This is a genomic window from Kitasatospora sp. NPDC015121 (assembly GCF_055562955.1).
In genome coordinates this window covers 438,519-462,800 of the sequence record NZ_JBVHEH010000001.1, presented here as the reverse complement: position 1 = coordinate 462,800, position 24,282 = coordinate 438,519, and the positions used below count along the sequence as shown (strand labels likewise).

The window sequence follows — 24,282 nt, the reverse complement described above, 5'->3', positions numbered from 1 at the left end:
CCTCCTCCGCGCCCGCCGTCGGCTCCGCCAAGCGCCACACCGCCGAACAGCGCGCCCTGGTCGACGAGGTCTTCTCCCTCTGACCCCACCCCCGCACCCGGCACCACCCCGCCCCGCCCCCCACACCCCGGGAGGCGGGGCGGCACCGTTCCCGGACGGTTTCACGGCGGGCGGGGCGGGAATCCGACTCGGGCGGCCGGTCGGGCGCGGTCGTCTCGCTGGGGGAGGGGTGTGCGGTGGCGGGGTCGTCGGGCGGGGGCAGACGGTGGTGGCGGGCGCTGCGGCGCACGCCGTTGACGATGTGGAACGAGGACGTCACCGACTTCGCGGCGGCCCTCACGTACTACGCGATCCTGGCGATCCTCCCGGCGCTGCTGGCCACGGTGGTGGGTTTCGCGCTGGTCAGTCCGGCGGCGGCGAGGGAGGCGGCGGTGCGGCTGGCGGCGCTGGTGCCGGGGCAGGCGGGGGCGGAGCTGGGCGGGGTGCTGACCCAGGCGCTGGGCGGCGGTTCGGCGGGCTGGACGCTGCTGGTGGCGGGCGCCGGCAGCGCGCTGTGGTCGTGCTGCAGCTACCTGGCCGTGTTCCGGCGGGCGCTGCACCGGATGCACGGCACCACTGACCGGCGTTCCCCGCTGCGGAAGGTGCCGCGGATCGTGGTGACCGCCGCCGTGCTGCTGGTGCTGCTGGCGGTGGGCGCCCTGGCGCTGATCCTGAGCGGCCCGGTCGCCCAGGTGGTGGGCCGGGTGCTGCACTTGGGCGGGACGGCCCCGCTGGTGTGGTCGGTGGTCCGCTGGCCGGTGCTGCTGGTGGTGGCGGCGGGGCTGGTGATGATCGTGCTCCGGACCGGGCCCGAGGCGGCCTGGCGGCGGTACGGCAGCCTGCCGGGCGGCGCGCTGGCGGCGGCGCTCTGGCTGCTCCTCTCGGCCGGATTCGCGCTGTACACGAGCACGTTGGGGACGTACAGCCGCCTGTACGGTTCGCTGGCGGGGGCGGTGGTGTTCCTGGTCTGGCTCTGGCTCTCCAACCTGGCGCTGCTGGCGGGCGCGCAGTTCACCGCCGAGCTGCGCCGCGTGGTCGGCCGACGGCCCGGACGGGCCTACACCGTGCCCTGCCAGCAGTGCGGGCCGAGGAAGGTCTTGATGTCGGAGGCGAGGCCGTTGTCGGGGTTCACGGTGAAGCCGAGTTCGTAGAGGGTGTTCTTGTCCCAGCCGGTGGTGAGCAGGCGGATCGGGACGTCGCCGGGGTGGGCCTGGAGGGTGGCCTTGAGTTCGGCGACGACGTCGGGGGTGAGGCGGCCGACGGGGGCGGTGATCTGGACGGGGGGCTTGGTGCCGAGCTCGGCGGAGGACATGTCGAGGGTGGTGATCTCCTGGCCGAAGATGCTCAGGGAGCCGTCGCGCTCGTTGAGGCGGCCGCGGACGGAGATGACGTTGTCCTCGACCATCTGGGCGGACATCAGCTGGTAGGCGGCGGGGAAGAAGAGCACCTCGATGGAGCCGTCGCGGTCGGCGAGGGTGATGATCGCCCAGGCATTGCCGGCCTTGTTGATCCGGCGGTCGACGCCGGTGATCAGGCCGGAGAGGCGGACCTCGCCCTCGGTGCGGCCGGAGTTGAGGAGGTCGACCAGGGAGACGTCGCGGTTCTTGGTGAGGATGTGCTCGGCGCCGTCCAGCGGGTGGCTGGAGACGTAGAGGCCGAGCATCTCGCGTTCCAGGCCGAGGAGCTGCTTGCGCGGCCACTCGCGGTCGGTGAGCTGGAAGTCGAGGCCGATGGCGGGGGTGTCGTCGCCGCCGAGCATCGCGAACAGGTCGTCCTGGCCGATCGCCTGCTGCTTCTTGAGGCCGGTGACGGCGTCGATGGCGCTCTCGTGGACGGTGCTGAGCGAGAGCCGGGTGTGGCCGAGCGAGTCGAAGGCGCCGGCCTTGATCAGCGAGTCGACGGTGCGCTTGTTGCAGACGACCAGTTCGACCTTGTCGAGGAAGTCGGCGAAGGAGGTGTACTTGCCCTTCGCCTCCCGGGTGGCGACCAGCGACTCGATCACCGGGACGCCGACGTTGCGCACCGCCTTCAGGCCGAAGCGGACGTCGCTGCCGACGGCGGTGAAGTCGACGACGGACTCGTTGACGTCCGGGGAGAGGATCCGGATGCCCATCGCCCGGCACTCGGCCAGGTAGACGGCCATCTTGTCCTTGTCGTCGGCGACCGAGGTGAGCAGGGCGGCCATGTACTCGGCCGGGTAGTTCGCCTTCAGGTAGGCGGTCTGGTACGAGACCAGGCCGTACGCGGCGGAGTGCGACTTGTTGAAGGCGTAGCCGGCGAACGGGACCAGCACGTCCCAGACGGCCTGGATCGCCTCGTCCGAGTAGCCGCGCTCCTTGCAGCCCGCGTGGAAGGGCACGAACTCCTTCTCCAGCACCTCCTTCTTCTTCTTGCCCATCGCGCGGCGCAGCAGGTCGGCCTGGCCGAGCGAGTAGCCGGCCAGCACCTGGGCGGCGCGCTGCACCTGCTCCTGGTAGACGATCAGGCCGTAGGTGGGGCCGAGGACCTCCTTGAGGGGTTCCTCCAGCTCCGGGTGGATCGGGATGATCTCCTGCTGGGCGTTCTTGCGCAGCGCGTAGTTGGTGTGCGAGTTCATGCCCATCGGGCCGGGCCGGTACAGCGCGGAGACGGCGGAGATGTCGGCGAACTCGGTGGGCTTCATCAGGCGCAGCAGGGCGCGCATCGGGCCGCCGTCGAGCTGGAAGACGCCGAGGGTGTCGCCCCGGGCGAGCAGCTGGTAGGTGGTGGGGTCGTCGATCGGGATCTTGTCGATGTCGACGTCGACGCCCCGGTTGGCCTTCACGATCTTGATGCAGTGGTCGATGATGCCCAGGTTCCGCAGACCCAGGAAGTCCATCTTGATCAGGCCCATGGCTTCGCACGACGGGTAGTCGAAGCCGGTGATGATGGTGCCGTCCTTGTCCCGCATGTGCAGCGGGATCAGGTCGAGCAGCGGCGTCGAGGAGAGGATCACCGCGGCCGCGTGCACGCCGGTGCCGCGGATCAGGCCCTCGATGCCGAGGCCGGTGTCGATGATCTTCTTGACGTCCGGCTCGTTCTCGTACAGCGAGCGGATCTCGGTGCCCTCGTTGTACCGGGGGTGCTTCTCGTTGAACAGGTCGGCCAGCGGGACGCCCTTGCCCATCACGTCCGGCGGCATCGCCTTGGTGATCCGGTCGCCCATCGAGAACGGGTAGCCGAGGATGCGGTTGGCGTCCTTGACGGCGGCCTTGGCCTTGATGGTGCCGAAGGTGTTGACCTGCGCGGTGTACGCGGAGCCGTACTTCTCGGTGACGTAGCGCACCATCTGGTCGCGCTGGCGGTCGTCGAAGTCGATGTCGACGTCCGGGGGGTTGATGCGCTCGGGGTTGAGGAAGCGCTCGAACAGCAGGTCGTGCTCCAGCGGGTCGAGCTGGGTGATGCCGGTCAGGTAGGCGACCATCGAGCCGGCCGCCGAGCCGCGGCCCGGGCCGACCGGGATGCCGTTGTCGCGGCCGTACTGGCAGATGTCGGCGACCACGAGGAAGTAGGCGTCGAACCCCATCGGGGTGATCACGCCCATCTCCAGCTCGACCCGGTCCAGCACCTCCTGGCTCGGGTTGTCGCCGTAGCGGTGCTGGAGGCCGGCGGCGATCTTCTTGCGCAGGAAGGACGCCTGGGTCTCGCCCTCGGGCACGTCGAACTGCGGCATCCGGTCGACGTAGGTGAAGACCTCCTCGTACGACTCGATCCGCTCGGCGATGGCGAGGGTGTTGTCGCAGGCCTCCGGGAGGTCGCGGAACAGCTCGCGCATCTCCTCGGAGGTCTTCACGTAGTAGCCGGAGCCGTTGAACTTGAAGCGGTTCGGGTCGTCCTTGTTCTTGCCCACGCCGACACAGAGCAGGCTGTCGTGCGCGTCGGCCTGGTCGGCGGTGACGTAGTGCGAGTCGTTGGTGGCCAGCAGCGGGATGTTCAGCTGCTTGGCGAGGCGCAGCAGGTCGGCCCGGACGTCCTGCTCGATGGACAGGCCGTGGTCCATCAGCTCCAGGAAGTAGTTCTCCTTGCCGAAGATGTCCTGGTAGGCGCCCGCCGCCTTGACCGCCTCCTCGTACTGGCCCAGCCGCAGCCGGGTCTGCACCTCGCCGGACGGGCAGCCGGTGGTGGCGATGATGCCGGTGGCGTTGGCGGCGATCAGCTCCCGGTCCATCCGGGGCTTCATGTAGTAGCCCTCCATCGAGGCGAGGGAGGAGAGCCTGAACAGGTTGCGCAGCCCGGTGGCGTTCTGCGCCCACATCGTCATGTGGGTGTAGCGGCCGCCACCGGAGACGTCCTTGCCGCCCTCGCCGTCCGACCCGGTCGGGCGCTGGCCGCCCGGCGACCAGAACACCTGCTTCTTCTCGAACCGCGAACCGGGCGCGACGTACGCCTCGATGCCGATGATCGGCTTCACCCCGGTCTTCGCGGCCGCGTGGAAGAACTCGTACGCGCCGAACATGTTTCCGTGGTCGCTCATCGCGATCGCGGGCATGCCCTGTCTCTCCGCCTCCGCGAAGAGCTTCCCGTTCTTCGCGGCGCCGTCCAGCATCGAGTACTCGGTGTGGACGTGCAGGTGGGCGAAGCTGTCGGCCACGGCGGTGCGCTCCTCGGATGGGCGTGCGGAAGGACTCCCCACCCTAATGCGGCCGGGCCCTCCCGCCGCGCCCGATCGGCGGATCGCCACCCCGCGCGCGTGTACCTTTCACGGTCGCGGACGCGGTCCGTTTACACCCCCCGACCGGCCGGTTACTTTGAGGCTCCGGAGCGCGCCCGGGTCCCCACGCATGGCATGCGCATGTCTTTTTCCCAGTCAGACGGCCCGCCCGGCCGGGACGGCACCGGCGGGCCCCCTCCACCGAGGTGGTGAAACCCCCATGACCCGACGCACGACCCCCACCCTCCTCGCCGCCCTGGCGACCGCGGTCGCCACCCTCTGCGCGCTGCTGATCGGCCAGCCGCCCGCCCAGGCGCACGGCGTGGCGATGGTGCCGGGCTCCCGCACCTACCTGTGCTACCAGGACGGCCTCACCGGCACCGGCGCGCTCACCCCCACCAACCCGGCCTGCCAGGCCGCCCTCGCGCAGAGCGGCCCCACGCCGCTCTACAACTGGTTCGCGGTGCTCGACTCCAACGCGGGCGGCCGCGGCCAGGGATACGTGCCGGACGGCACCCTGTGCAGCGCCGGCAACAAGTCCCCGTACGACTTCTCCGCCTACAACGCGGCCCGCGACGACTGGCCCAAGACCCACCTCACCGCCGGCGCGACCATCGAGGTCGACTACTCGAACTGGGCCGCGCACCCCGGCGAGTTCCGGGTCTACGTCACCAAGCAGGGATGGTCGCCCACCACCCCGCTGGCCTGGGCCGACCTCGGCCTGGTCGCCACCACCGCCAACCCGCCGCAGGCCGGCAGCTCCGGCGCGGACGGCGGCCACTACTACTGGAACCTCACCCTGCCGTCCGGGCGCAGCGGGCCCGCCCTGATGTTCATCCAGTGGGTGCGCTCGGACAGCCAGGAGAACTTCTTCTCCTGCTCGGACATCGTCTTCGACGGCGGCCACGGCGAGGTCACCGGCATCCACCAGCCGAGCCCGTCGGCGTCCCCGAGCCCGAGCCCGAGCGCCAGTGCGAGCGCCAGCCCGAGCCCGTCCGCCAGCGCGTCCGCCAGCGCCAGCCCGTCCCCGTCCCCGTCCGCCAGCGCCAGTGGCAGCCCGATGCCGAGCAGCGGGTGCATGGCGACGTACAGCGTGGTCGGCACCTGGGGCGGGGGCTTCCAGGCGGCGGTGGAGGTGATGAACCACAACGCGACGCCGGTCAGCTCCTGGACGCTGAAGTGGAGGACCGGCGCCGGCACCACGATCACCAACCTGTGGAACGGCACGCTGACCGCGTCCGGCAGTGACGTGACGGTGCGGAACGCGGCCTACAACGGCACCATCGGCGCGAACTCCAGCACCACCTTCGGCTTCACCGCCAACTCCACCGGCAACAACCTCCCGGCCGGCTCCCTCACCTGCACCGCCTCGTGACACCCGGGGCCCCGGACCCGCGCCAGGGTCCGGGGCCCGTACCCCCAGGAAACGCCCACGGACGGAAACGGCAAGGAGGTTCGACATGGTACGGAGCGGTGCGCGGGGCCGGGCGGCGGTGCTCGCGGCGGTGGTGGCGGTGGTCCTCGGGCTGCTGGCCGGAACGGGGGAGCGACCGGCCTGGAGCGCGACCGGCGGGGCCTGTCAGGTCGCCTGGACGAACAACGAGTGGAACGGCGGCTTCACCGCGCAGGTGACGGTCACCAACACGGGCGCGCCGGTGAGCGGCTGGACGCTGAGCTGGACCTTCGCGGCCGGGCAGCGGGTGACCTCGGCCTGGAACGCGCAGGTGAGCCAGAGCGGCACCGCCGTGACGGCGAGCAGCCTGGGCTACAACGGGAGCGTCGGCAGCGGGGGCTCGGTGGCCTTCGGGTTCCAGGGCACCTGGTCGGGCGGCAATCCGGTCCCGACCGATTTCGCCTTCAACGGCGCTTCGTGCCAGGGCGGTCCGGTCAGCCAGTCGCCCACGCCGACCCCCTCCCCGACGCCGTCCCCGACCCCGTCCCCGTCGTCTTCCCCTTCCCCGTCCCCGTCGTCGTCCACGGCCGGTCCCGCCGGCTGCGGCGGGGCGGTGGTCTGCTCGGGCTTCGAGGACCAGAGCGGCAGCACGCTGACCGGTGACTGGGCCGTCGCCGCGCCCGACTGCTCGGGGGCCGGGAAGGTGGCCGTCGACACCTCGGTGGTGCACGGCGGCGGGCGCTCGCTGCGGGTCGACGGGCAGGCCGGGTACTGCAACCACGTGTTCGCGGCCACCACCAAGAACGTCGCCTCGGTCGGCCCGGTGGTGTACGCCCGGTACTGGGTCCGGCACGGCACCGCGCTGCCGGCCGACCACGTCGCGATGGTCACCATGGCGGACGGCAACGACGGGAACCGGCACCTTCGGCTGGGCGGCCAGAACGGCGCCCTGCAGTGGAACCGCGAGTCCGACGACGCCACGCTGCCCGCGCAGAGCCCGGTCGGGGTCGCGCAGAGCGTGCCGCTGCCGGTGAACCAGTGGGTGTGCGTCCGCTTCGCCGTCGACACCACCCGGCAGTCCATGGACACCTGGGTCGACGACCGGCTGGTGCCCGGCCTGCACGACGACGGGGTCCCCACCGCCGACGTCGACCAGCAGTGGCTCGTCCGCACCACCGCGCCGCGGCCGGTCACCCTGCACCTCGGCTGGGAGGCCTACGGCAACGGCGCCGACACCCTCTGGTACGACGACGTGGCGCTGGGCTCCGCGCCGATCGCCTGCTGAAGCCGCGCTCCGGCTCCGACCCCGGCTCCGGCCCCGGTTCCCGGGTCGGAGCCGGGGCGCGCGGGCCGTCCGCCGGACGCGTGCCTCAGATCCGTCCCTTGCGCACCGAGTGCACCGTCGCGCCGGCCAGCGCCAGCGTCGAGCGGAACAGCGACAGCCGCTCGTGCCGGCGGTACAGCGCCCAGTTGTGCTCGACCAGCGACAGCTTGTTCGAGGAGAGCGAGCCCGCCCGGCCGGCCCGGTAGATCGCCAGCGGCTCCCGCAGGCCCCGGGCGACGTGCCCGTCCCGCATGATCGACAGCCACAGCGCGTAGTCCTGCCGCTTCGGCATGTCCGGCATCAGCCGGGTGCCCAGCGCCCGGCGGTCGTACATCGCGGTCAGGGCGCCGATGTGGTCCTGCACCAGCATGTCCCGGTACGTCACGCGGTCCCGGGCCGCCACCACCCGCCCGTTCGGCGTGAAGTCGCGGGCCTCGCCCACGTGGTCGCCGTCGACCTTGTAGTAGGAGGTGAACGTCAGCGGCGCGTCCCCGGCCTCGGCGAACGCCAGCTGCCGTTCCAGCTTCTCCGGCAGCCACATGTCGTCGCTGTCCAGGAACGCCACGTAGGCGCCCCGCGCCCGGGCCAGCGCCAGGTTGCGGGCCTTGGCGGCGCCGCCCTGCCGGGGCGCCGGCTGCGGACGCACCCGGTCGTCCTGCCGGGCCAGCTCGTGCAGCAGGTCCGGCGAACCGTCGCTGGAGGCGTCGTCGGTGATCAGCAGCTCGACGTCCGCATGGGTCTGCGCGAGCACGGAGCGCACCGAAGCACCAAGGGTGGCGGCCGAGTTGTGCACCGGCATCACCACGGAAACCAGGGGCACTGCGCTGCTCCTTAACCGGGTCGGAGACGACAGGAAGGTCGTTGCCGCAGGCCGGGGGCGGGTGCGGCGGCGGTGGGCCGCCGCGCCACCGGATTGCGACGCGGACCTGAACCGTATCAAGCGGGCCGCCGCCGGTGCGCCGTGAGTGCGGGACGCTGCGGGCTCCTCGACCGCGCCACCGCCGCACCGGTCGGGCGGACGCCCCGCGCCGAAATGACCGGAGCCGCCGTCAACCACGTTCAGAAGATGGGCATTCCAATGATTTTCTGCTGTGCGCGGGGATATCCCTTTCCGGTACTCTCGGCCCGAACGACAGGAAATTCCCGACCGGTTCGTCCGGCTCGGCACGCGCGGCTGCGGCGGTGAGGGCGGATGGGTGCGTTGAGCGGTGCCACGGCCGGTCCGGTGGACGCGGACGGGCTGCTCCGGTCGGTCCTGGCCGCCGGGCCGGACGCCGGGGCGGATCCGTACCCGGCGCTCGCCGCGCTGCGGGACGCCGCTCCGGTGCTGTACTGCCCGGAGTTGGACACCCGCTTCCTGACCGGGTTCGCCGACTGCCAGGCCGTGCTCTCCGGCCCCGCCTTCGCGGTGCCGGACCGGGAGTGGCTGCGGCGCGCGCACCCCGACTGGCCGGCCCGCCCGGCCGCGGACTTCTTCTACGCCTCGCTGCTCGGCACCAACGGCGCCGCCCACGAGCGGCTGCGCGGCCCGCTCGCGGCGGCCTTCGGGCCGCGCCGGGTGGCGGAACTCCCGACCGCCGTGGAGAAGATCGTCGACGAATTGCTCGACGATCTCGCGGACGCGCTGGCGGGCGGTGCGACGGCCGAATTCCAGGCACTGGTGGGGTACCCGCTGCCGGTCGCGGTGGTCGGTGAACTGATCGGGGTGCCCCGCGCGGACCAGGCGCACTTCCACCGGCTCGGCCGGGACGCCGCCCGGCTGCTGGAACCGGTCCGCTCGGACGAGGACTGGCGGCGGGCGGACGCGGCCGTCACCGAACTGCGGACGTACTTCACCGCCCTGCTGCGCGACCGCCGCGCCCGCCCCGCCGGGGACCTCGCCTCCGACCTGCTCCGGGACCCCGGCGGACGGCCGCTCGGCGAAGCCGAGACGGCGGACCTGCTGCTGCTGGTCTTCGTGGCCGGCTTCGAGACCACCGCCGGCCTGCTCGGCACCGCCGTCCACGCCCTGCTCACCCACCCCGACCAGGCCGCGCAGCTGCGCGCCGACCCCGGCCTGCTGCCCGGCGCCGTCGAGGAGGCGCTGCGCTGGGACGGGCCCGTCCTGATGACCGAGCGGCTGGCGCTGCGCCCGGTCGAGGTCGGCGGGGCGGCCGTCCCGGCCGGGGGCAGCGTCACCGCCGTGCTCGGCGCCGCCAACCGGGACCCGGCCCGCCACCCCGACCCGGACGCGTTCCTGGTCCGCCGCACCGGCAGCCACGTGCTGAGCTTCGGCGCCGGACCGCACTACTGCCTCGGCGCGGCACTGGCCCGGCTGGAGGGCGCGCTGCTGCTGGGCCGCCTGCTCGACCGCTTCCCGCGCCTCGCCCCCGCCGGGGCGCCCACCCGGCGCGCCTCGGCCTGCCTGCGCGCGTTCGACGCGCTCCCGCTGGCGGACGACACCGCCTGACCCTCCGCCCGCCGCACCCCCTCCCGAAGGACGTGCCCGTGAACTTCCTGCACCGCGAACGCGCCGAACTCGACGCGCTGATGCCCGGGTTGGACCAGGAGCTGGCCCGCCACCCGCTGGCCGACCTGGAGCGCACGCCCAGCCCGGCGGTCGCCGCGTTCAAGGCGGCCGGCGGCCCCGGCCTGCTGGTGCCCGCCGCCTACGCCGGGGCGGGCGCGAGCGCGCTGCAGGCCGTCCGGGTGCAGCGGGCGGTCGGGGCCCGCTGCCCCTCGCTCGCGGTCGCCACCACCATGCACCACTTCTCGGTCGCGGGCCTGGTCGAGGCCGCGAAGTACGGCGACGGCCTGGAGGGCGCGCTGCTGGAGACCGTCGCCAAGCGGCGGCTGCTGGTGGCCTCCGGGTTCGCCGAGGGCCGCCCCGGGCAGAACATCCTCACCCCGCACCTGAGCGCCGAGCGGCGCGGCGACCGGATCGTGCTGAACGGCAGCAAGAAGCCGTGCAGCCTGGCCCGCTCGATGGACCTGCTGACCGCCTCCGTCGCGCTCACCGGCCCGGACGGCGTCGACCGCCTCGCCGTCGCGCTGATCCCCGCCGACACCCCCGGCATCAGCGTCCACCCGTTCTGGGGCACGCCGATCCTCGCCGGCGCCGAGAGCGACGAAGTCCGGCTCACCGACGTCGAGCTGGACCCGTCCATGGTGGTCGTCACCGAGGTCACCGCCGACGCCGTGCCGGACGCGCTGAACACCGCCGGGTTCCTCTGGTTCGAACTGCTGCTGACCGCCGGCTACCTCGGCGTCGCCAGCGCCCTGGTCGAACGGACGCTGCGCCGCCCCGGCGGCGACACCGACGACCCGACGCCCTACCTCGTCCCGGTCGAGGCCGCGGTGCTCGCCGTCGAGGCCGTCGCCCGGGCGATGGACGACGGGCCCTGGGACGAGGAACTGCTGGTCCGGGCGCTGACCGCCCGCTACGCCGCGCAGGACGCCGTCGCCGAGAGCGCACGGGCCTGCCTGGCGGCGCTCGGCGGGATGTCCTTCATCACCTCCCCGGACTGCTCCTACCTGGCCTCCGCCGCCGTCGGCCTGACCTTCCACCCGCCGGCCCGCACCAGGATGGCCCGCCCGCTGCGGGAGTTCCTGGACGGCCGCCCGCTGCGGATCGGCTGAACCGGTGCGGCGACCGGTGGAAGGAACCCGGCGGTGGTCCACGGGCCGCCACCGGGTCGACGTGCTGCGCGGCGTCGGCGAGCTGCCGCCCGGCCTGTGGGAGCGGCTGGCCCCGGCGGACGACCCGATGTGGTCCCGCGAGGTGTTCACCGCACTGGAACGCGCCCGGGTCGGCCCCGACGGCTACGCCCACCTGCTGCTGCGCCGGGACGGCGAACCCGTCGCGGTGCTGCCGCTCTGCCTCTTCCGCGACCTGCGGCTGGACCGGATCGTCGGCCCCGCCGAACGCCGCCGCCTCGCCCCGCTGAACCGCCTCGCCCCCGGCCTGCTCCGGGTGCCCACGCTGTTCTGCGGCCACCTGCTCGGCCAGGGCCGGCTGCCCGCCGCCGCGCCGCTCGACCCGGCCGCCGGACGGCTGCTGGTCGCCGCCGCGCTCGACCTCGCCCGGCGCGAACGCCTCGGCACCGTCCTGTTCAAGGACTTCGCCGGACCGGACCTCGCCCCGCTGCGCACCCCGCTGCGCGAGGCCGGGTTCTTCCTCGCCCCCGCCCTGCCCGACACCGAACTCACCCTGGACGGCGGCTCGTTCGACGACTACCTGGCCGCCCTCCCGGCCAAGCCGCGCCGCAACGCCCGGGCCAAGATCCGTCGATTCGAAGCCCAACCCGGCCTGCGGATCGAGGTGTTGACCGAGTACCGGCACCTGCTGCCGCAACTCCTCGCCCTCTACCGGCAGGTGATGGACCGGGCCGACCAGACCCTCGACGTGCTCGACCACGCCTTCCTGGCCGCCGTCGCCGCCGACCCGCGCAGCCGCCTGGTGGTCTGCCTGGAGACCCGGGGAAGCACCGAACGGGCGGTGGGCTTCCTGCTCTGCCTGTTCGGCCCGGACGGCACCGCCGCGACCGGCGCCCGGATCGGCCTCGACTACCGCCTCGCCCACCGGGCCGCGCTCTACCACAACCTGCACTACGCGGCCGTCCGGCTGGCGATCGCCGCCGGCTGCCGCCGGATCCGCTTCGCCCAGACCGCGTACCTGCCCAAGGTCGAGATGGGCTGCGCGCTGGTCGAGCAGTGGCACGCGATGACGCACGTCCGGCCGCTGCCCCGCGCCGTGCTGCGCCGGGTTCTGCCGCCCGCCCTGGCCGCCGCCCGCGCCGAGGCGCTCGGCCCGCACGACCCCCGCCGATCTGCTGAAAGGCCGTCACATGCCGCACGTTGAAGTCGAGTTGCCCGTCAGCGCGGCGCCCGAGGACGCCTGGCCGGTGGTGCTGGACGTCCTCGGCTACCCCGCCTGCATGGAGAGCGTCGACTCGGTCGAACTCGTCGAACAGACCGACGAGTCGCACCGCACCACCGCCTGGTCGGTCCGGCTGGAGGGCTCGGTGCTGCGCTGGGTCGAGGCCGAGGTGATCGACCACGCCGCCCGCCGCTTCGACTTCGAGCAACTCACCGGCGACCTCGGCTCGTTCGCCGGCCACTGGGCGGTGACCCCCGCACCGGACGGCGGCAGCACCGTCGCCCTGCGGGTCGACTTCGACCTCGGCATCCCGCTGCTCGCCGACATGCTCAACCCCGTCGCGGCCGACGCCCTGCGGGAGAGCGCCGCGCAGATGCTCGGCGCGCTGGAGCGGCGGATGCGCCCCGACCTCGAAGGGGCCGCCCGATGACCGCCGTCGACGCACCGGCCGGCCCGGGAGCCGCACCCGCCGGCCCGGGAGCCGCACCCGCCGGCCCGGGAGCCGCACCGGCGGTCGACGCCGCGGTCGCCTTCGACCGGCTGCGCCGCCACCTCTCCCCGAAACTCGCGCTCACCGGCGGCTTCGCCGGCCGCGGCGCCGTCGAGGCGGCCGCCACCGGCTGCCGGGTCACTCTCTCCGACGGCCGCAGCGCACTCGACTTCGGCTCCTACGCCGTCACCCTGCTCGGCCACCGCCACCCCGCCGTCACCGCCGCCGTCCGGGCCCGGCTCGACACCATGCCGACCGCGACCCGCAGCCTGGCCAACCCGGTCGCCGCCGAGGCCGCCGCCCGGCTCAGCGGCTACCTCGGCGACGCCCTCCCCAAGGTCCACTTCGGCCTGAACGGCGCCGACGTGGTCGAAGTCGCGGTGAAACTCGCCAGGTTGGCCACCGGACGCCCCCGCGTGCTGGCCGTCCGGGGCGGCTTCCACGGCAAGTCGCTGGGCGCCCTCGCGCTCACCCACAGCCCGCTCTACCGGCGCGGTCTGCTCGGCTGCGAGGTCGACACCGTGCACGTCGCCGCCGACGACGAGGCCGCCGTCGCCCGCGAGAGCGCCGACGGGCAGCTCGCCGCCGTCGTCCTGGAACCCGTCCAGGGCGAGAACGGCGCCCGGCCGCTGCCCACCGAGGTGCTGCGCCAGTGGTGCGCGGACGCCGCCCGGGCCGGCGCGTTCGTCATCGTCGACGAGATCCAGTGCGGCCTGCGCCGCTGCGGCGAACGCTCGGTCGCGCTCGCCGACGGCCTGCCGGTCGACGCCGTGCTGCTCGGCAAGCCGCTCGGCGGCGGCGTCGTCCCGCTCTCCGCGCTGCTGTGCACCGAGCGCCTGTACGCGCCGCTGGCCGCCGACCCGTTCCTGCACTCGGCGACCTTCGGCGGCCACCCGCTGAGCTGCGCCGCCGTCCCCGCCGCCCTCGACGCGATCGAAGGACTCGCCGACCACGGACGCGAGTCGGCCGACCGGCTGGACGCCCTGCTGACCGGCCTGCGGCAGCGCCACCCCGCCGTGGTGCGCGCCCTGCCCGGCCGCGGCCTGCTGCGCGGCCTCGACTGCGCCACCCCGCGGCAGGCCGGCGCCATGGTCCTCGAACTGGCCGCCGCCGGCCTGCTGGTCTCCCCCTGCCTCAGCCGCCCCACCACCATCCGGCTGCTGCCGCCGCTGATCGCCACCCCCGCCGAACTCGACGAGGCCGCGGCCCTGCTGGACGCCGCACTCGCCGCCACCGGCCGCAACCACCCGGCCCCGGACCCGACCCCCGTCCCGGACCCGACCATCGAAGGAGCGCACCCAGGTGCTCACGCGTGAGGAACTCGCCGCCACGGTCCGGACGGTGGTCGCCGACGTCCTCGGCACCGAGCCCGAGGAACTGCGGGACCGGACCAGCCTGGCCGACGACTACGGCATCGACAGCCTCGAACTCATGGAGATCGGCGCCCGGTTGGAACGCACCCTGCGCCTGCGGATCGACCCCGACGACCTGGTCTCGGCCCGCGACGTCGGCCACGCCGTCGACCTGCTGCACGCCCGCCTGCGCGACCCCGCCACCGCCGCGCCCGGCAGCCGCACCGCCAACGCGGTCATCACCCTGACCGCGCCCGCGGGCGGCCCCGCGTGAGGCCCCGGGCGAGCGTCGACCGGCACCCGTCCGGCGGCCACCGGGTCGCCGTCACCGGCATCGGCCTGAAGACCCCGGCCGGCACCACCCTCGACGAGGCGTACGCCGCCGTGCTGGCCGGCAAGCCCACCGCGACCCGGCTCGACCGCCTCGCCGAGGCCGACCTGCCCGTCCACATCGCCTGCCTGGTACCGGAGTTCGACACCGAGCCGTACCTCAGCCGGCGCGAGGCCCGGCAGATCGACCGCCCCGCCCGGCTGCTGCTGTGCGCCGCCGCCGACGCGCTCGCCGACGCCGACCTGCCCGCCGGGCAGCCGCGCGAGCGGATCGGCGTCCAGATCGGCACCGGCATCGGCGGCCTCACCAGCATGGAGGACGCCACCGCCGGCTACGTCCACCGCCCCCGCGACCTGCCCGTGCACACCGTCCCGCGCACCATGGCCAACTCGCCCGCCTGCCGGGTCGCGCTGCGCCACGGATTCCAGGGCGTCTGCACCACCTACTCCAGCGCCTGCGCCAGCGGCGGCACCGCCCTCGCCGAGGCCGCCCGCCGGATCCGGTACGGCGAACTCGACGTCGCGGTGGCCGGCGGTGTCGACGCCGCCGTCAGCACCGTCGTGCTCGGCTCCTTCGCCCGGATGCGCGCCCTCTCCCTGCGCAACGACGAACCCGCCCTCGCCAGCCGCCCGTTCGACGCCGACCGGGACGGCTTCGTGATGGGCGAGGGCGCCGTCGTCCTGGTCCTGGAACGCTGGGCCGCGGCCCGCGCCCGCGGCGCCCGGATCCACGGCGAGATCGCCGGCTACGCCGAGAACTGCGACGCCTTCCACATCGCCGCCCCGCACGAGGACGGCGAAGTCGCCGCCCGCTGCATGCGCGCCGCCGTCGCCGACGCCGGACTCGCCCTCGCCGACATCGGCCACATCAGCGCCCACGGCACCTCCACCGTCCCCGGCGACCGCGCCGAGGCCCGCGCCGTCGCCCGCTGCTACGGCGCCGCGCCCCCGCCCGTCACCGCGATCAAGGGCGTCACCGGCCACCTGATCGGCGCCGCCGGGGCCCTCGCCGCCGCGCTCGCGCTGCGCTGCGCCGCCGACGGACTCGTCCCGCCGATCGCCAACCTGCGGGCCAGCCCCGAAGCCGACCTGCTCGACCTCGTCCACCGCACCCCGCGCGCCGTCGCCCCCGCACCCGTCCTCTCCAACGCCTTCGGCTTCGGCGGCCAGAACGCCTGCCTGGTGCTCGCACCCCCCACCTGACCCACCCGAGAGGGAGCCACCCCATGCGCGTCCTGCTCACCGGCGCGACCGGCGTCGTCGGCACCGAACTCGCCGACCGGCTGAGGGCCGAGGCCCCCGCCGTCGACCTCGTCCCGGTCTCCCGCCGGGGCGAACGCACCGTCCGCTGGCGGATGGGCGCCGAACCCCCGCCGCCCGAACTCGCCGGCCACTGGGACGTCATCGTGCACGCCGCCGCCAGCACCCGCTGGACCCTCGGCCGCGACGAGGCCACCGCCGCCAACCTCGACCCGCTGCGCGCCGTCCTCGCCCTCGCCGACCGCGACACCCACCTCGTCCAGGTCTCCACCGCGTACGTCGGCGGCGACCGCAACCCCGAGGACCTGCGCGGCGCCGAGTTCGAGGGCTACCGCAACGGCTACGAGTGGTCCAAGGCCCGCTGCGAGGACCTCGCCCGCGACCGGCACTCCGGCCCGCTCACCCTGGTCCGCCCGCCGCTGGTCGTCGGCCGCCGGGACACCGGCGCGATCGCCCGCTTCTCCGGCCCCTACACCATGCTGCAGGCGCTGGTCTCCGGCACCGCCGCCGTCGTGGTCGGCGACCCGGCCGGCCACGCCGAGATCAGCCCCGTCGACGAGGTCGCCGCCGCGCTGGCCGCCGCCGTCCTCGCCGAACCGCCCGCGAGCCCCCGCACCGAGGTGATCGCCGCCGGCCCCGACAGCCTCGACCTCGACACCCTCCTCGACGTCATCCTCACCACGCTCAACGACTTCCGCGCCGCCCACGGCGCACCCCCCGTCGAACGCCCCCCGCTCATCCCCACCGACAGCTGGAACCGCTTCTTCCTCCCGCTCTCCGACCGCCACCTCACCCCGGTCCAGAGCCAGGCCGTCCGGCTCCTCGCCATGTTCCAGAGCTACACCAGCATGCGCCGCCCGTTCACCCCCACCTGGAAGGTCCCCGACCCGGCCGGCGCGATGGCCGCCTCCGTCCACCACTGGGCCCGGCGCCGCCCCCGCCTCGCCCTGGCCCGCCCCGAACCCTGGACCCTGCTCGCCCCCGCCCGCTGAAGCGTTCCGGCGGACGGGGGCGAGCAGGGTCACCGGTGGGTTCAGGTGGTGGTGCAGGTGGCGGTGGGCCAGGTGGTGGAGCCGTTCTTCATGATGGTCATGCCCCAGCTGTTGCCGGAGCCGTTGGGGGTGGCGACCAGGGTCTGGGCGTCGGGGTAGGTGGCGTTGGTGTTCCAGGTGGAGCTGACCTTCTCGGGGCTGGGGACCTTGACGGTGACCTTCCAGTTGGACGCGCCGGTGACGTTGACGTTCAGGTTGTAGCGGTCGCTCCAGGAGGCGCCGGCCGAGAGGGTGGCGGTGCAGCTGCCGCCGGTGCCGCCGCCACCCGTGCCGCCGCCGGTGGTGGTGCCGAGGGTGAGGTTGGAGTTGCCGCTGCTCTGGTAGCCCTCGGTGGCCAGGATCTCGTAGTTCATGGTGCCGAGGTTCATGCCGTGCTGGGCCCAGGCGTCGAAGTGGTTGCCGACGGTGATGGTGCCGCCGGTCCGCTTGGACTGGCGGACGCTCCAGTACTGGTTGAAGGTCTTGTTGCCCTCGATGGAGGGGGCGTTGTAGCGGGTGGTCTCGTAGATGTCGTAGGTGCCGCCGTCGCTGGTGACGGTGCCCTTGTAGGTGCCGGTGGGCTTGTACGAGCCGTAGTTCTCGACCACGTAGTACTCGACCAGCGGGTTGGTGGTCCAGCCGTACAGCGACAGGTACGCGTTGCCGTTGGTGCTCCACGTGCCCGAGTACGTCACCGGGTTGCGGGAGCCGGTGCTCCAGCCCTTGCCCGCGACGAAGTTGCCGGCGTTGGTCCAGGAGGTGCTGTAGTTGCCGCCGCCGTTCAGGGACATCGAGGCCGAGCCGGTGCCCTCGGTCCAGAACGAGTAGAAGTAACCGCCGTCGGTGCCGGTCTGGTTGGAGGTCACCGTCGCCGCGTCGGCGGTGCCGGGCAGCAGCACGACGGCGCTGAGGGCCAGCGGGAGGACACGGATCCGGCGGAGGGCGCGGGGGAGGTTCACGAGATCGTCCGTTCTGCGTGGGGGTGGGTGGGGGGAGGTGCTGCCAACCCGGTTGCACCGGTGGGTGGTTGGCACGACCGGGCTGGGCGTCAGTGTTGGCCCGACCCTGTCAGGCTGTCAACACTTTCGACATGATCCTCGAATGAGTCGGAGTGGCGAGAAGGGAACAATTCCCTGGTGGGGCAGCCTTCCTGGTCGGGCGAGAAGAGGCGCCCGCCGGGCATCCCGAGCCGTTCCGCCGAACAGCGGCCGCATTTTTCGATGAACCGGTCTCGAAAGTTTCGAAACGGCGGCCGGTGCTGGTCGACGGGAGGGTCGCCTCCCGGAATGGGGACGGGAGGCGACCGGTGCCCTTTCTTCCGGCGGGCCCGATGGTACGTGCACGCCTTTCGCGGTGGTGAATCCCCCGGAAAGGGCTGGGAATTGCCACTCCGGGCCGGGAGGGGGGAATTCATCGGCGCGGTGCGAATTCCGGCCGGGGATTCACCGGTGGGTTCAGGTGGTGGTGCAGGTGGCGGTGGGCCAGGTGGTGGAGCCGTTCTTCATGATGGTCATGCCCCAGCTGTTGCCGGAGCCGTTGGGGGTGGCGACCAGGGTCTGGGCGTCGGGGTAGGTGGCGTTGGTGTTCCAGGTGGAGCTGACCTTCTCGGGGCTGGGGACCTTGACGGTGACCTTCCAGTTGGACGCGCCGGTGACGTTGACGTTCAGGTTGTAGCGGTCGCTCCAGGAGGCGCCGGCCGAGAGGGTGGCGGTGCAGCTGCCGCCGGTGCCGCCGCCACCCGTGCCGCCGCCGTCGGTCGGGGCGACGGCCCGGCCGGTCTGCGGGGAGATCATGCCGGCGCACAGGCCGCGGGCCGCCAGGTTCTGGGCGATCTGCGGGATCGCGGCCAGCGTGTTGGCGGGCCACTCGTGCATCAGGATCACCTGCCCGTTGCCGAGCCGGCCGACCGCCTGGACGATCGCGGCGGTGCTCGCGCCGTTCCAGTCCTGCGAGTCGACGTCCCAGATCACCTCGGTCAGGCCGTACTTGGCCTCGACCGCCTTCAGGGTCGCGTTGGTCTCCCCGTACGGGGGCCGGAACAGCTTCGGCGTCCCGCCGCCCGCGGCCGCGATGGCGGACTGGGCGGTGCCGACCTCGGCGTCCATCTGGGCCTGGCTCTGCTGCACCAGGTGCGGGTGGGTGTTGCTGTGGTTGCCGACCCACATCCCGGCCGCCACCTCGGCCCTGACCTGGGCCGGGTAGGCGGCGGCGTACTGGCCCTCGTTGAACATGGTGGCCCGCAGTCCGTTCTGCTGGAGGGCGCTCAGCAGGGCCGGCGTGTGGTCGTTCGAGGGGCCGTCGTCGAAGGTCAGCCCGACGTAGCCGGTGCAGGCGGCCGCCCGCGCGGGGGTCGGGACGGCGGCGGTGGTGGCGGTCAGGGCGGCCGCCGCGACGGCGGTCAGGGCCAGGGCGGCGGCCAGGGGGCGTGGCGAGAGGCTGGTGAAGCTGCGCATGGGGGTGCGACTCCTCGTGGTTCGCTGGGGAGCCCGGGAGGCGGATGGAACCGGCGACCCGGCTCTCGTGGGGGGCGGCGCGTCGGCCGACTTCGAAGAGTTTTGACCCGGCAAGTTCGGGTGTCAATATTCGCGGCGTAAGTTTCGAAGCGAAAATCGAATGAGCCCGGGAATTCGGTTCCGAAACATTTTCGCATTCGGCCCGGAGCGGGCAGGCGACCGGCACTCGACCGGGCACGCGAGCGGGCGCGCCGACGGGGGTGTGACAGGATCCTGGGCCGTGACCATCCGCGTACTGCTCGCAGACGACCAGGAGGCGGTCCGCCGCGGCATGCGCCGGATCCTGGAGACCCAGCCGGACCTGGAGGTGGTCGGCGAGGCCGCCGACGGGGTGGCCGCGGTCGAGGCCGCCCGGCTGCTGCGCCCCGACGTGGCGCTGGTGGACGTCCGGATGCCCCGGATGGACGGGATCGAGGTGGTCCGGCGGCTGGCCGGCCCCGGGGCGGCGACTGCGACCAGGGTCGTCGTGGTCACCACCTTCGACCTCGACGAGTACGTGTACCCGGCGCTGCGCCACGGCGCCTCCGGCTTCCTGCTCAAGCGCGCGGGCCCGGCGCTGCTGGTCGAGGCGGTGCGGGCGGCGCACGCCGGCGACAGCCTGATCAGCCCGTCCGTCACGGTCCGGCTGCTGCGGCACGTCACCGGCCGCGCCCCGGCCCGGGACTCCGGCGCCCGGGACTCCGGCGCCCGCGGCCCCGGACCGGTGGAGCCGTTGACCGGGCGGGAGGCCGAGGTCGCCGGGAAGGTCGCGGAGGGGAAGACCAACGCCGACATCGCCGGGGAGCTGTTCATCTCGGCGGGCACGGTGAAGACCCACGTGGCTAGCATCCAGCGCAAGTTGGGCGTCCGGAACCGGGTCGGCATCGCGGTGCGCGCCTTCGAACTGGGGTACGCGCCGGCCCGCTGACGGCTGACCGCCCGTCAGGACACCGGCCGGCGAAGGCTCCGGCGGGCGGACAACCGGCGGGCCCGCTGCATAGGCTCGGACCCGTGCAGAGCGAACAGGCCGGGCGGGCGGGGGAGTCGGAAGGAACCGGGCGGGACGGGCGGGCGGCGGCGAGGCCCGAGCACCTGCGCCGCGCCTGCTGCGCGCTGCTGGCGGCCGCGCTGGTGCTCCTCGCGCTGCTGACCCCGCCGGGCGCGCGGCCCGGGGCGCTGCTGGTGGCGGTCCTGGCCGGGCTCGCGGTGACGGCGGCGGCGCTGCGGCGGCCGTGGCGGCGATGCGGACCGGCCCGGCCGGCGGGGCTGGTCGCGGCCCTCTCGCTGGCCGTCGACGCGGGCTACTTCGGGCCGCGCGGACTGGTGCTGCTCTGGCTGCCGTTCGAGTTCGCGGCGCTGCTGGTGCTGGCCGGGCGGACGGTGCGCCGGGCCGCCGGGCGACGGCTCGCGGCGGTGGCGGCGACGGTGGTGCTCGCCGCGCTGGCCCTGCCGCTGCGCTTCACCGTCCGGCTGCCGCAGACCGCCCTCGGGACGTCGGTCGTCGCGGTGGCGGCGGCCGCGCTGCCGGTGGCCGTCGCGGTCGGCGTCGGCCTGCACCTGCGGCGCCAGGACGAGCGGCGGGCCCGCGCGGTGCTGCTGGCCCGCCGCGAGCAGCGCCTCCACGTCGCCCGCGACCTGCACGACTTCGTCGCCCACGAGGTGACCGGCATCCTGCTGGAGGTGCAGGCCGCGCAGTTCTCCGGCTACGACGAGCAGCGGACCGGCGAACTGCTGACCCGGCTGGAGGCGGCCGGCACCCGGGCGCTGGACTCGATGGACCACACCCTGCGCACCCTGCGCGCACGGGAGGCGCCCGGCGGCGAGCCGCCCGAGCCGCCCGAGCGGTACGGGCTGGCCGACCTCCCGGCGCTGGTCGACCGCTTCCGGGCGCCCGGCCCGACCCGGGCCGTCCTCGCGCTGGAGCCCGGAGCGGCCGACACCGTCCCACCCGAGACCGCCGACGCCGCGTACCGGGTCGTCCTGGAAGCGCTCACCAACGTCCGCCGGCACGCCGCCCGGGCCGGACGGCTGGAGGTGGAGGCGACCCGGGCCGCCGACCCCGCCGTCCTGCGGATCACCGTCACCGACAGCGGCGGACGGGACCCCGCCGTCCTCCCGCCGCGCCGCGCCGCCCAGGGCGGCACCGGCCTGGCCGCACTGGCCGCCCGGATCGACGCGCTCGGCGGCACCCTGACGGCCGGCCCGTACGGCGAGGGCTGGCGGGTACGGGCCGAACTGCCGCTGCCCGAAGGGAGGTGACCGGCGGCCCCGCGCCGCCCGCCGCTCCGCCCGCCCGCCGCTCCGGCCGCCGTCGCGGGCCCGCGGATATCTGCCGAACGGCAGATGGCAGCGCGCCCCCGATCGGCGAGGCTCGTCGGCGGGCCCCCGCTCCGGAGGCGGGCACGCCCGGGGGCACGGGTGGAGAGGGAGGCCATGCTCGAACTGATCGACGTCACCAAGGTGTACCGGGGCGGCAAGCGTGCCGTCGGCGGGGTCACCATGCGGCTGGGGCCCGGCCTGCTGGGCCTGCTCGGGCCGAACGGGGCGGGCAAGTCCTCGCTGATGCGGATCGTCGCCACGGTCACCCGGCCGACCGGCGGCGGGCTCCGCTACCGGGGGGCCGACGCGGTCGCCAGGCCCGAACCGCTGCGCCGCGAACTCGGCTACCTGCCGCAGGACTTCGGCGTCTACCCGAACCTCACCGCGCGGGAGTTCCTGATGTACCTGGCCGCCGCCAAGGGCCTGTCCGGCCGCTCGGCGCGGGCCCGGACCGACGAACTCCTGCAGGTGGTCAACCTCACCGAGGCGCTCCGGCGCCCGCTCGGCGCGTACTCGGGCGGCATGCTCCGCCGGGTCGGCATCGCGCAGGCGCTGCTCGCCGACCCGAAGGTGGTCGTGGTGGACGAGCCGACCGCCGGGCTCGACCCGGAGGAGCGGGTGCGCTTCCGCAACCTGCTCGGCGAACTCGCCGCCGACCGGGCCGTGCTGCTCTCCACCCACATCGTCTCGGACGTCGAGTCGGTCGCCGCCGACATCGCCGTGCTGGCCGGCGGCCGCCTGCTGCGCCGGGGCACGTCCGAGGAGCTGTGCCGGGAGGCCGCCGGACGGGTCTGGGAGGTGACCGTCCCTCCGGCCGAACTCGCCGCCGTCCAGGCCCGGTTCACGGTCAGCCGGATGGTGCGCGGCACGGACGGGGTACGCCTGCGGCTGCTCGCCGGACACCCGCCCGCGCCCGGCGCCGTCCCGGTCGCCCCGGACCTGGAGGACGCGTACCTCGCCCTGGTCCGCCCGCGCCCGGAGGCGGCGCGGTGAGCGCCCGCACCCTGGCCGGGCTGGTGCTCGGCGACTTCCGCGACCGGGCGCGCCGACCGGTGTACGCGGTGGTGCTGCTCGCCGCCGTCGGGCTCGGCTGCCTCGCCGTGCCGGCCGCGGACAGCAGCTGGGTGGTCCTGGACGTCGGCGGCCGCCGGGGCACCTACAACAGCGCCTACGTCGGCACCGCGACCGCCCTCGCGGGCGCGCTCTGGCTCACCGTCGGCGGCTTCCACGCCGTCCGCGGCGCGGTCGTCCGGGACGCCGCCACCCGGGTCGGCCAGGTGCTGGCCGCGACGCCGCTGCGCACGCCCGGCTACCTGTTCGCGAAGTTCCTCGGCAACCTGGCGGTGCTCGCCTCCATGCTCGGCGTGCTGGCCGGGACCGCGCTGGTGCTGCAACTCGTCCGGGGCGAGGACCGGGCGGTCGACCCGGTCGCGCTGCTCGGTCCGTTCGTGCTGCTCGCGCTGCCGCCGGTGGCGCTCACCGCGGCCCTCGCCGTCCTGTTCGAGACGGTGCGGCCGCTGCGGGCCGGGTTCGGGAACGTGGTCTGGTTCGCCGTCGCGCTGCCGGCCGCGATCGGCGGGCAGTCCGGGTCCGCGCCGCTCGGCGGTTTCGGCGTCCAGCAGGCCGCGCGCGGGTTCCCGGCGGGGGAGGGCGGGTTCAGCCTCGGCCTGACCCGGGTCGAACGGCCGCTCGGCACCTTCCGCTGGGACGGTTTCGACCCCACCGCCGGCTTCCTGCGCGACCGGCTGCTGCTGCTCCTGCTGGCCGCGGCGGTGGCGGTGCTGCCCGCCCTCTGGTTCGACCGCTTCGACCCGGAACGGACCGCCCTGACGGTCCCGACCGCCCCGACCGCCCCAGTCGTCCCGTCCGCCGCGTCCGCCGCGTTCGCCGGGCCCGGCGGGCTGCCGCGGGCCGAGGTGCGGCGGGCGGGGGCGTTCGGGCGGCTGTTCGCGGGCGAGGCGCGGATCCTGGTGCGGGGCGTCCCCCGCTGGTGGTGGCTGGTCGCGGGCGGGCTCGCCGCCGTCGGCCTCGCGGTGCCGCCGTCCGCCGCGACCGGGGTCCTGCTGCCACTGGGGTGGCTGTGGCCGGTGCTGCTCTGGTCCCGCCTGGGCAGCCAGCGGGTCGAGCACGGACTCGACGTCCTGCTCGCCGCCTACCCGTTCGCCCACCGCCGCCTGCTCGCCGAGTGGACGGCCGGCCTGGCCCTCACCGCCCTGACCGGCCTCGCCCCGCTGCTGCGGATGCTCGTGGCGGGCGACGGCCCCGGCCTCGCGCACTGGGCGGCGGGAGCCCTCCTCGTCCCCTCGCTGGCGCTGGCCCTGGGCACGCTGAGCCGAGGCCCCCGGCTCTTCCAGGCGCTCTACCTGCCGCTCTGGTACCTCCTGCTCAACCACGTCGCCGCCCTGGACTTCATGGGCGCCGTCCGCACCGCCGGCCGCCCCGCCGGCCCGCACCCCCTGCTGGTCACGGCCCTGGCCGCGGCCCTGCTCGCCGCGGCCTTCGCGGTGGCGGCGGCCCGTCGCACCGCCGGCCGCCGCCGGACGGGCCGTCCGGCCTGAAGCTCCGCTCGCGGTCCTGAACTCCCCGTCGGCGTAGGGGAGTCGGGGTCGACCGTCGGCGGGTTCCGCGTCGTTGCGGGCCGACGGCCGACCTGCCCCGGAGTGGGGCGCCGTCGGCCGGGCGGGGAAGCGGGAACTGCCCGGCCGACGGAGTCGGTGGTGGAGGG

19 protein-coding genes are annotated in these 24,282 nt (G+C 74.4%); 15 read left to right on the top strand and 4 right to left on the bottom strand.

Going from position 1 to position 24,282, the window contains the following annotated elements:
• The first annotated feature begins 299 nt into the window (after positions 1-299).
• The gene (locus tag ACZ3J7_RS01950; protein WP_465615821.1) at positions 300-1,190 is read left to right on the top strand and encodes a YihY/virulence factor BrkB family protein; all 891 of its coding nucleotides are present in this window, start codon (positions 300-302) and stop codon (positions 1,188-1,190) included.
• Here the strand turns inward: ACZ3J7_RS01950 and dnaE are convergent.
• Positions 1,097-4,648: a DNA polymerase III subunit alpha gene (gene dnaE, locus ACZ3J7_RS01945; RefSeq protein WP_465615819.1), complete on the bottom strand. Its 3,552-nt coding sequence runs from the start codon at positions 4,646-4,648 to the stop codon at positions 1,097-1,099. The two genes, ACZ3J7_RS01950 and dnaE, sit on opposite strands and share 94 nt — an antisense overlap.
• Before the next feature lie 280 nt (positions 4,649-4,928).
• Between dnaE and ACZ3J7_RS01940 the strand changes: the two genes are divergently transcribed.
• Positions 4,929-6,083, top strand: a complete 1,155-nt coding sequence (locus tag ACZ3J7_RS01940; protein ID WP_465615818.1) for a lytic polysaccharide monooxygenase — start codon at positions 4,929-4,931, stop codon at positions 6,081-6,083.
• A gap of 85 nt (positions 6,084-6,168) precedes the next feature.
• A complete protein-coding gene (locus tag ACZ3J7_RS01935) occupies positions 6,169-7,386 on the top strand; it encodes a cellulose-binding domain-containing protein (RefSeq protein WP_465615816.1) in 1,218 nt (405 codons plus the stop codon).
• A gap of 85 nt (positions 7,387-7,471) precedes the next feature.
• Here the strand turns inward: ACZ3J7_RS01935 and ACZ3J7_RS01930 are convergent, their stop codons facing one another.
• Positions 7,472-8,245 carry a glycosyltransferase family 2 protein gene (locus ACZ3J7_RS01930; RefSeq protein ID WP_465615814.1) on the bottom strand — a complete coding sequence of 258 codons (774 nt, stop codon included), beginning with the start codon at positions 8,243-8,245 and terminating at the stop codon, positions 7,472-7,474.
• A 381-nt stretch (positions 8,246-8,626) separates the two neighbouring features.
• Between ACZ3J7_RS01930 and ACZ3J7_RS01925 the strand changes: the two genes are divergently transcribed.
• From ACZ3J7_RS01925 to ACZ3J7_RS01890, 8 genes are read left to right on the top strand one after another with little or no spacing between them, the layout of a single operon-like run.
• Complete coding sequence (locus ACZ3J7_RS01925; RefSeq protein ID WP_465615812.1) at positions 8,627-9,874, top strand: cytochrome P450; 1,248 nt, start codon at positions 8,627-8,629, stop codon at positions 9,872-9,874.
• Between the two features lie 38 nt (positions 9,875-9,912).
• Entirely contained in the window at positions 9,913-11,043 is a 1,131-nt protein-coding gene (locus tag ACZ3J7_RS01920) for an acyl-CoA dehydrogenase family protein (RefSeq protein WP_465615810.1), read from the top strand.
• 16 nt (positions 11,044-11,059) lie between these two features.
• Positions 11,060-12,265 (top strand): GNAT family N-acetyltransferase, encoded by a 1,206-nt coding sequence (locus ACZ3J7_RS01915; RefSeq protein WP_465615808.1) that lies wholly within the window; start codon positions 11,060-11,062, stop codon positions 12,263-12,265.
• Positions 12,252-12,713 carry a type II toxin-antitoxin system RatA family toxin gene (locus tag ACZ3J7_RS01910; protein ID WP_465615806.1) on the top strand — a complete coding sequence of 154 codons (462 nt, stop codon included), beginning with the start codon at positions 12,252-12,254 and terminating at the stop codon, positions 12,711-12,713. Before ACZ3J7_RS01915 ends, ACZ3J7_RS01910 begins: the two co-directional genes overlap by 14 nt.
• Complete coding sequence (locus ACZ3J7_RS01905) at positions 12,710-14,089, top strand: aspartate aminotransferase family protein (RefSeq protein WP_465615804.1); 1,380 nt, start codon at positions 12,710-12,712, stop codon at positions 14,087-14,089. Before ACZ3J7_RS01910 ends, ACZ3J7_RS01905 begins: the two co-directional genes overlap by 4 nt.
• On the top strand, positions 14,076-14,399 hold the full coding sequence (locus ACZ3J7_RS01900) for an acyl carrier protein (protein WP_465615802.1): 324 nt from the start codon (positions 14,076-14,078) through the stop codon (positions 14,397-14,399). Before ACZ3J7_RS01905 ends, ACZ3J7_RS01900 begins: the two co-directional genes overlap by 14 nt.
• On the top strand, positions 14,396-15,658 hold the full coding sequence (locus ACZ3J7_RS01895; protein ID WP_465615800.1) for a beta-ketoacyl-[acyl-carrier-protein] synthase family protein: 1,263 nt from the start codon (positions 14,396-14,398) through the stop codon (positions 15,656-15,658). Before ACZ3J7_RS01900 ends, ACZ3J7_RS01895 begins: the two co-directional genes overlap by 4 nt.
• Before the next feature lie 23 nt (positions 15,659-15,681).
• Positions 15,682-16,707 (top strand): SDR family oxidoreductase, encoded by a 1,026-nt coding sequence (locus ACZ3J7_RS01890; RefSeq protein ID WP_465615798.1) that lies wholly within the window; start codon positions 15,682-15,684, stop codon positions 16,705-16,707.
• A 41-nt stretch (positions 16,708-16,748) separates the two neighbouring features.
• Here the strand turns inward: ACZ3J7_RS01890 and ACZ3J7_RS01885 are convergent, their stop codons facing one another.
• The gene (locus ACZ3J7_RS01885; protein WP_465615797.1) at positions 16,749-17,705 is read right to left on the bottom strand and encodes a glycoside hydrolase family 11 protein; all 957 of its coding nucleotides are present in this window, start codon (positions 17,703-17,705) and stop codon (positions 16,749-16,751) included.
• A 495-nt stretch (positions 17,706-18,200) separates the two neighbouring features.
• Positions 18,201-19,199, bottom strand: a complete 999-nt coding sequence (locus ACZ3J7_RS01880; RefSeq protein ID WP_465615795.1) for a polysaccharide deacetylase family protein — start codon at positions 19,197-19,199, stop codon at positions 18,201-18,203.
• A gap of 280 nt (positions 19,200-19,479) precedes the next feature.
• Here ACZ3J7_RS01880 and ACZ3J7_RS01875 point away from each other — a divergent pair, with 280 nt between their 5' ends.
• The 4 genes from ACZ3J7_RS01875 (at position 19,480) to ACZ3J7_RS01860 (ending at position 24,115) form a co-directional block, all read left to right on the top strand.
• A complete protein-coding gene (locus ACZ3J7_RS01875; protein ID WP_465615793.1) occupies positions 19,480-20,166 on the top strand; it encodes a response regulator in 687 nt (228 codons plus the stop codon).
• Positions 20,167-20,249: 83 nt separating this feature from the next.
• Positions 20,250-21,497: a sensor histidine kinase gene (locus ACZ3J7_RS01870; RefSeq protein WP_465615791.1), complete on the top strand. Its 1,248-nt coding sequence runs from the start codon at positions 20,250-20,252 to the stop codon at positions 21,495-21,497.
• Positions 21,498-21,671: 174 nt separating this feature from the next.
• Entirely contained in the window at positions 21,672-22,550 is an 879-nt protein-coding gene (locus ACZ3J7_RS01865; RefSeq protein ID WP_465615789.1) for an ATP-binding cassette domain-containing protein, read from the top strand.
• The gene (locus tag ACZ3J7_RS01860; RefSeq protein ID WP_465615787.1) at positions 22,547-24,115 is read left to right on the top strand and encodes a hypothetical protein; all 1,569 of its coding nucleotides are present in this window, start codon (positions 22,547-22,549) and stop codon (positions 24,113-24,115) included. The genes ACZ3J7_RS01865 and ACZ3J7_RS01860 overlap by 4 nt, the downstream gene beginning before the upstream one ends.
• The last annotated feature ends 167 nt before the right edge of the window (positions 24,116-24,282 follow it).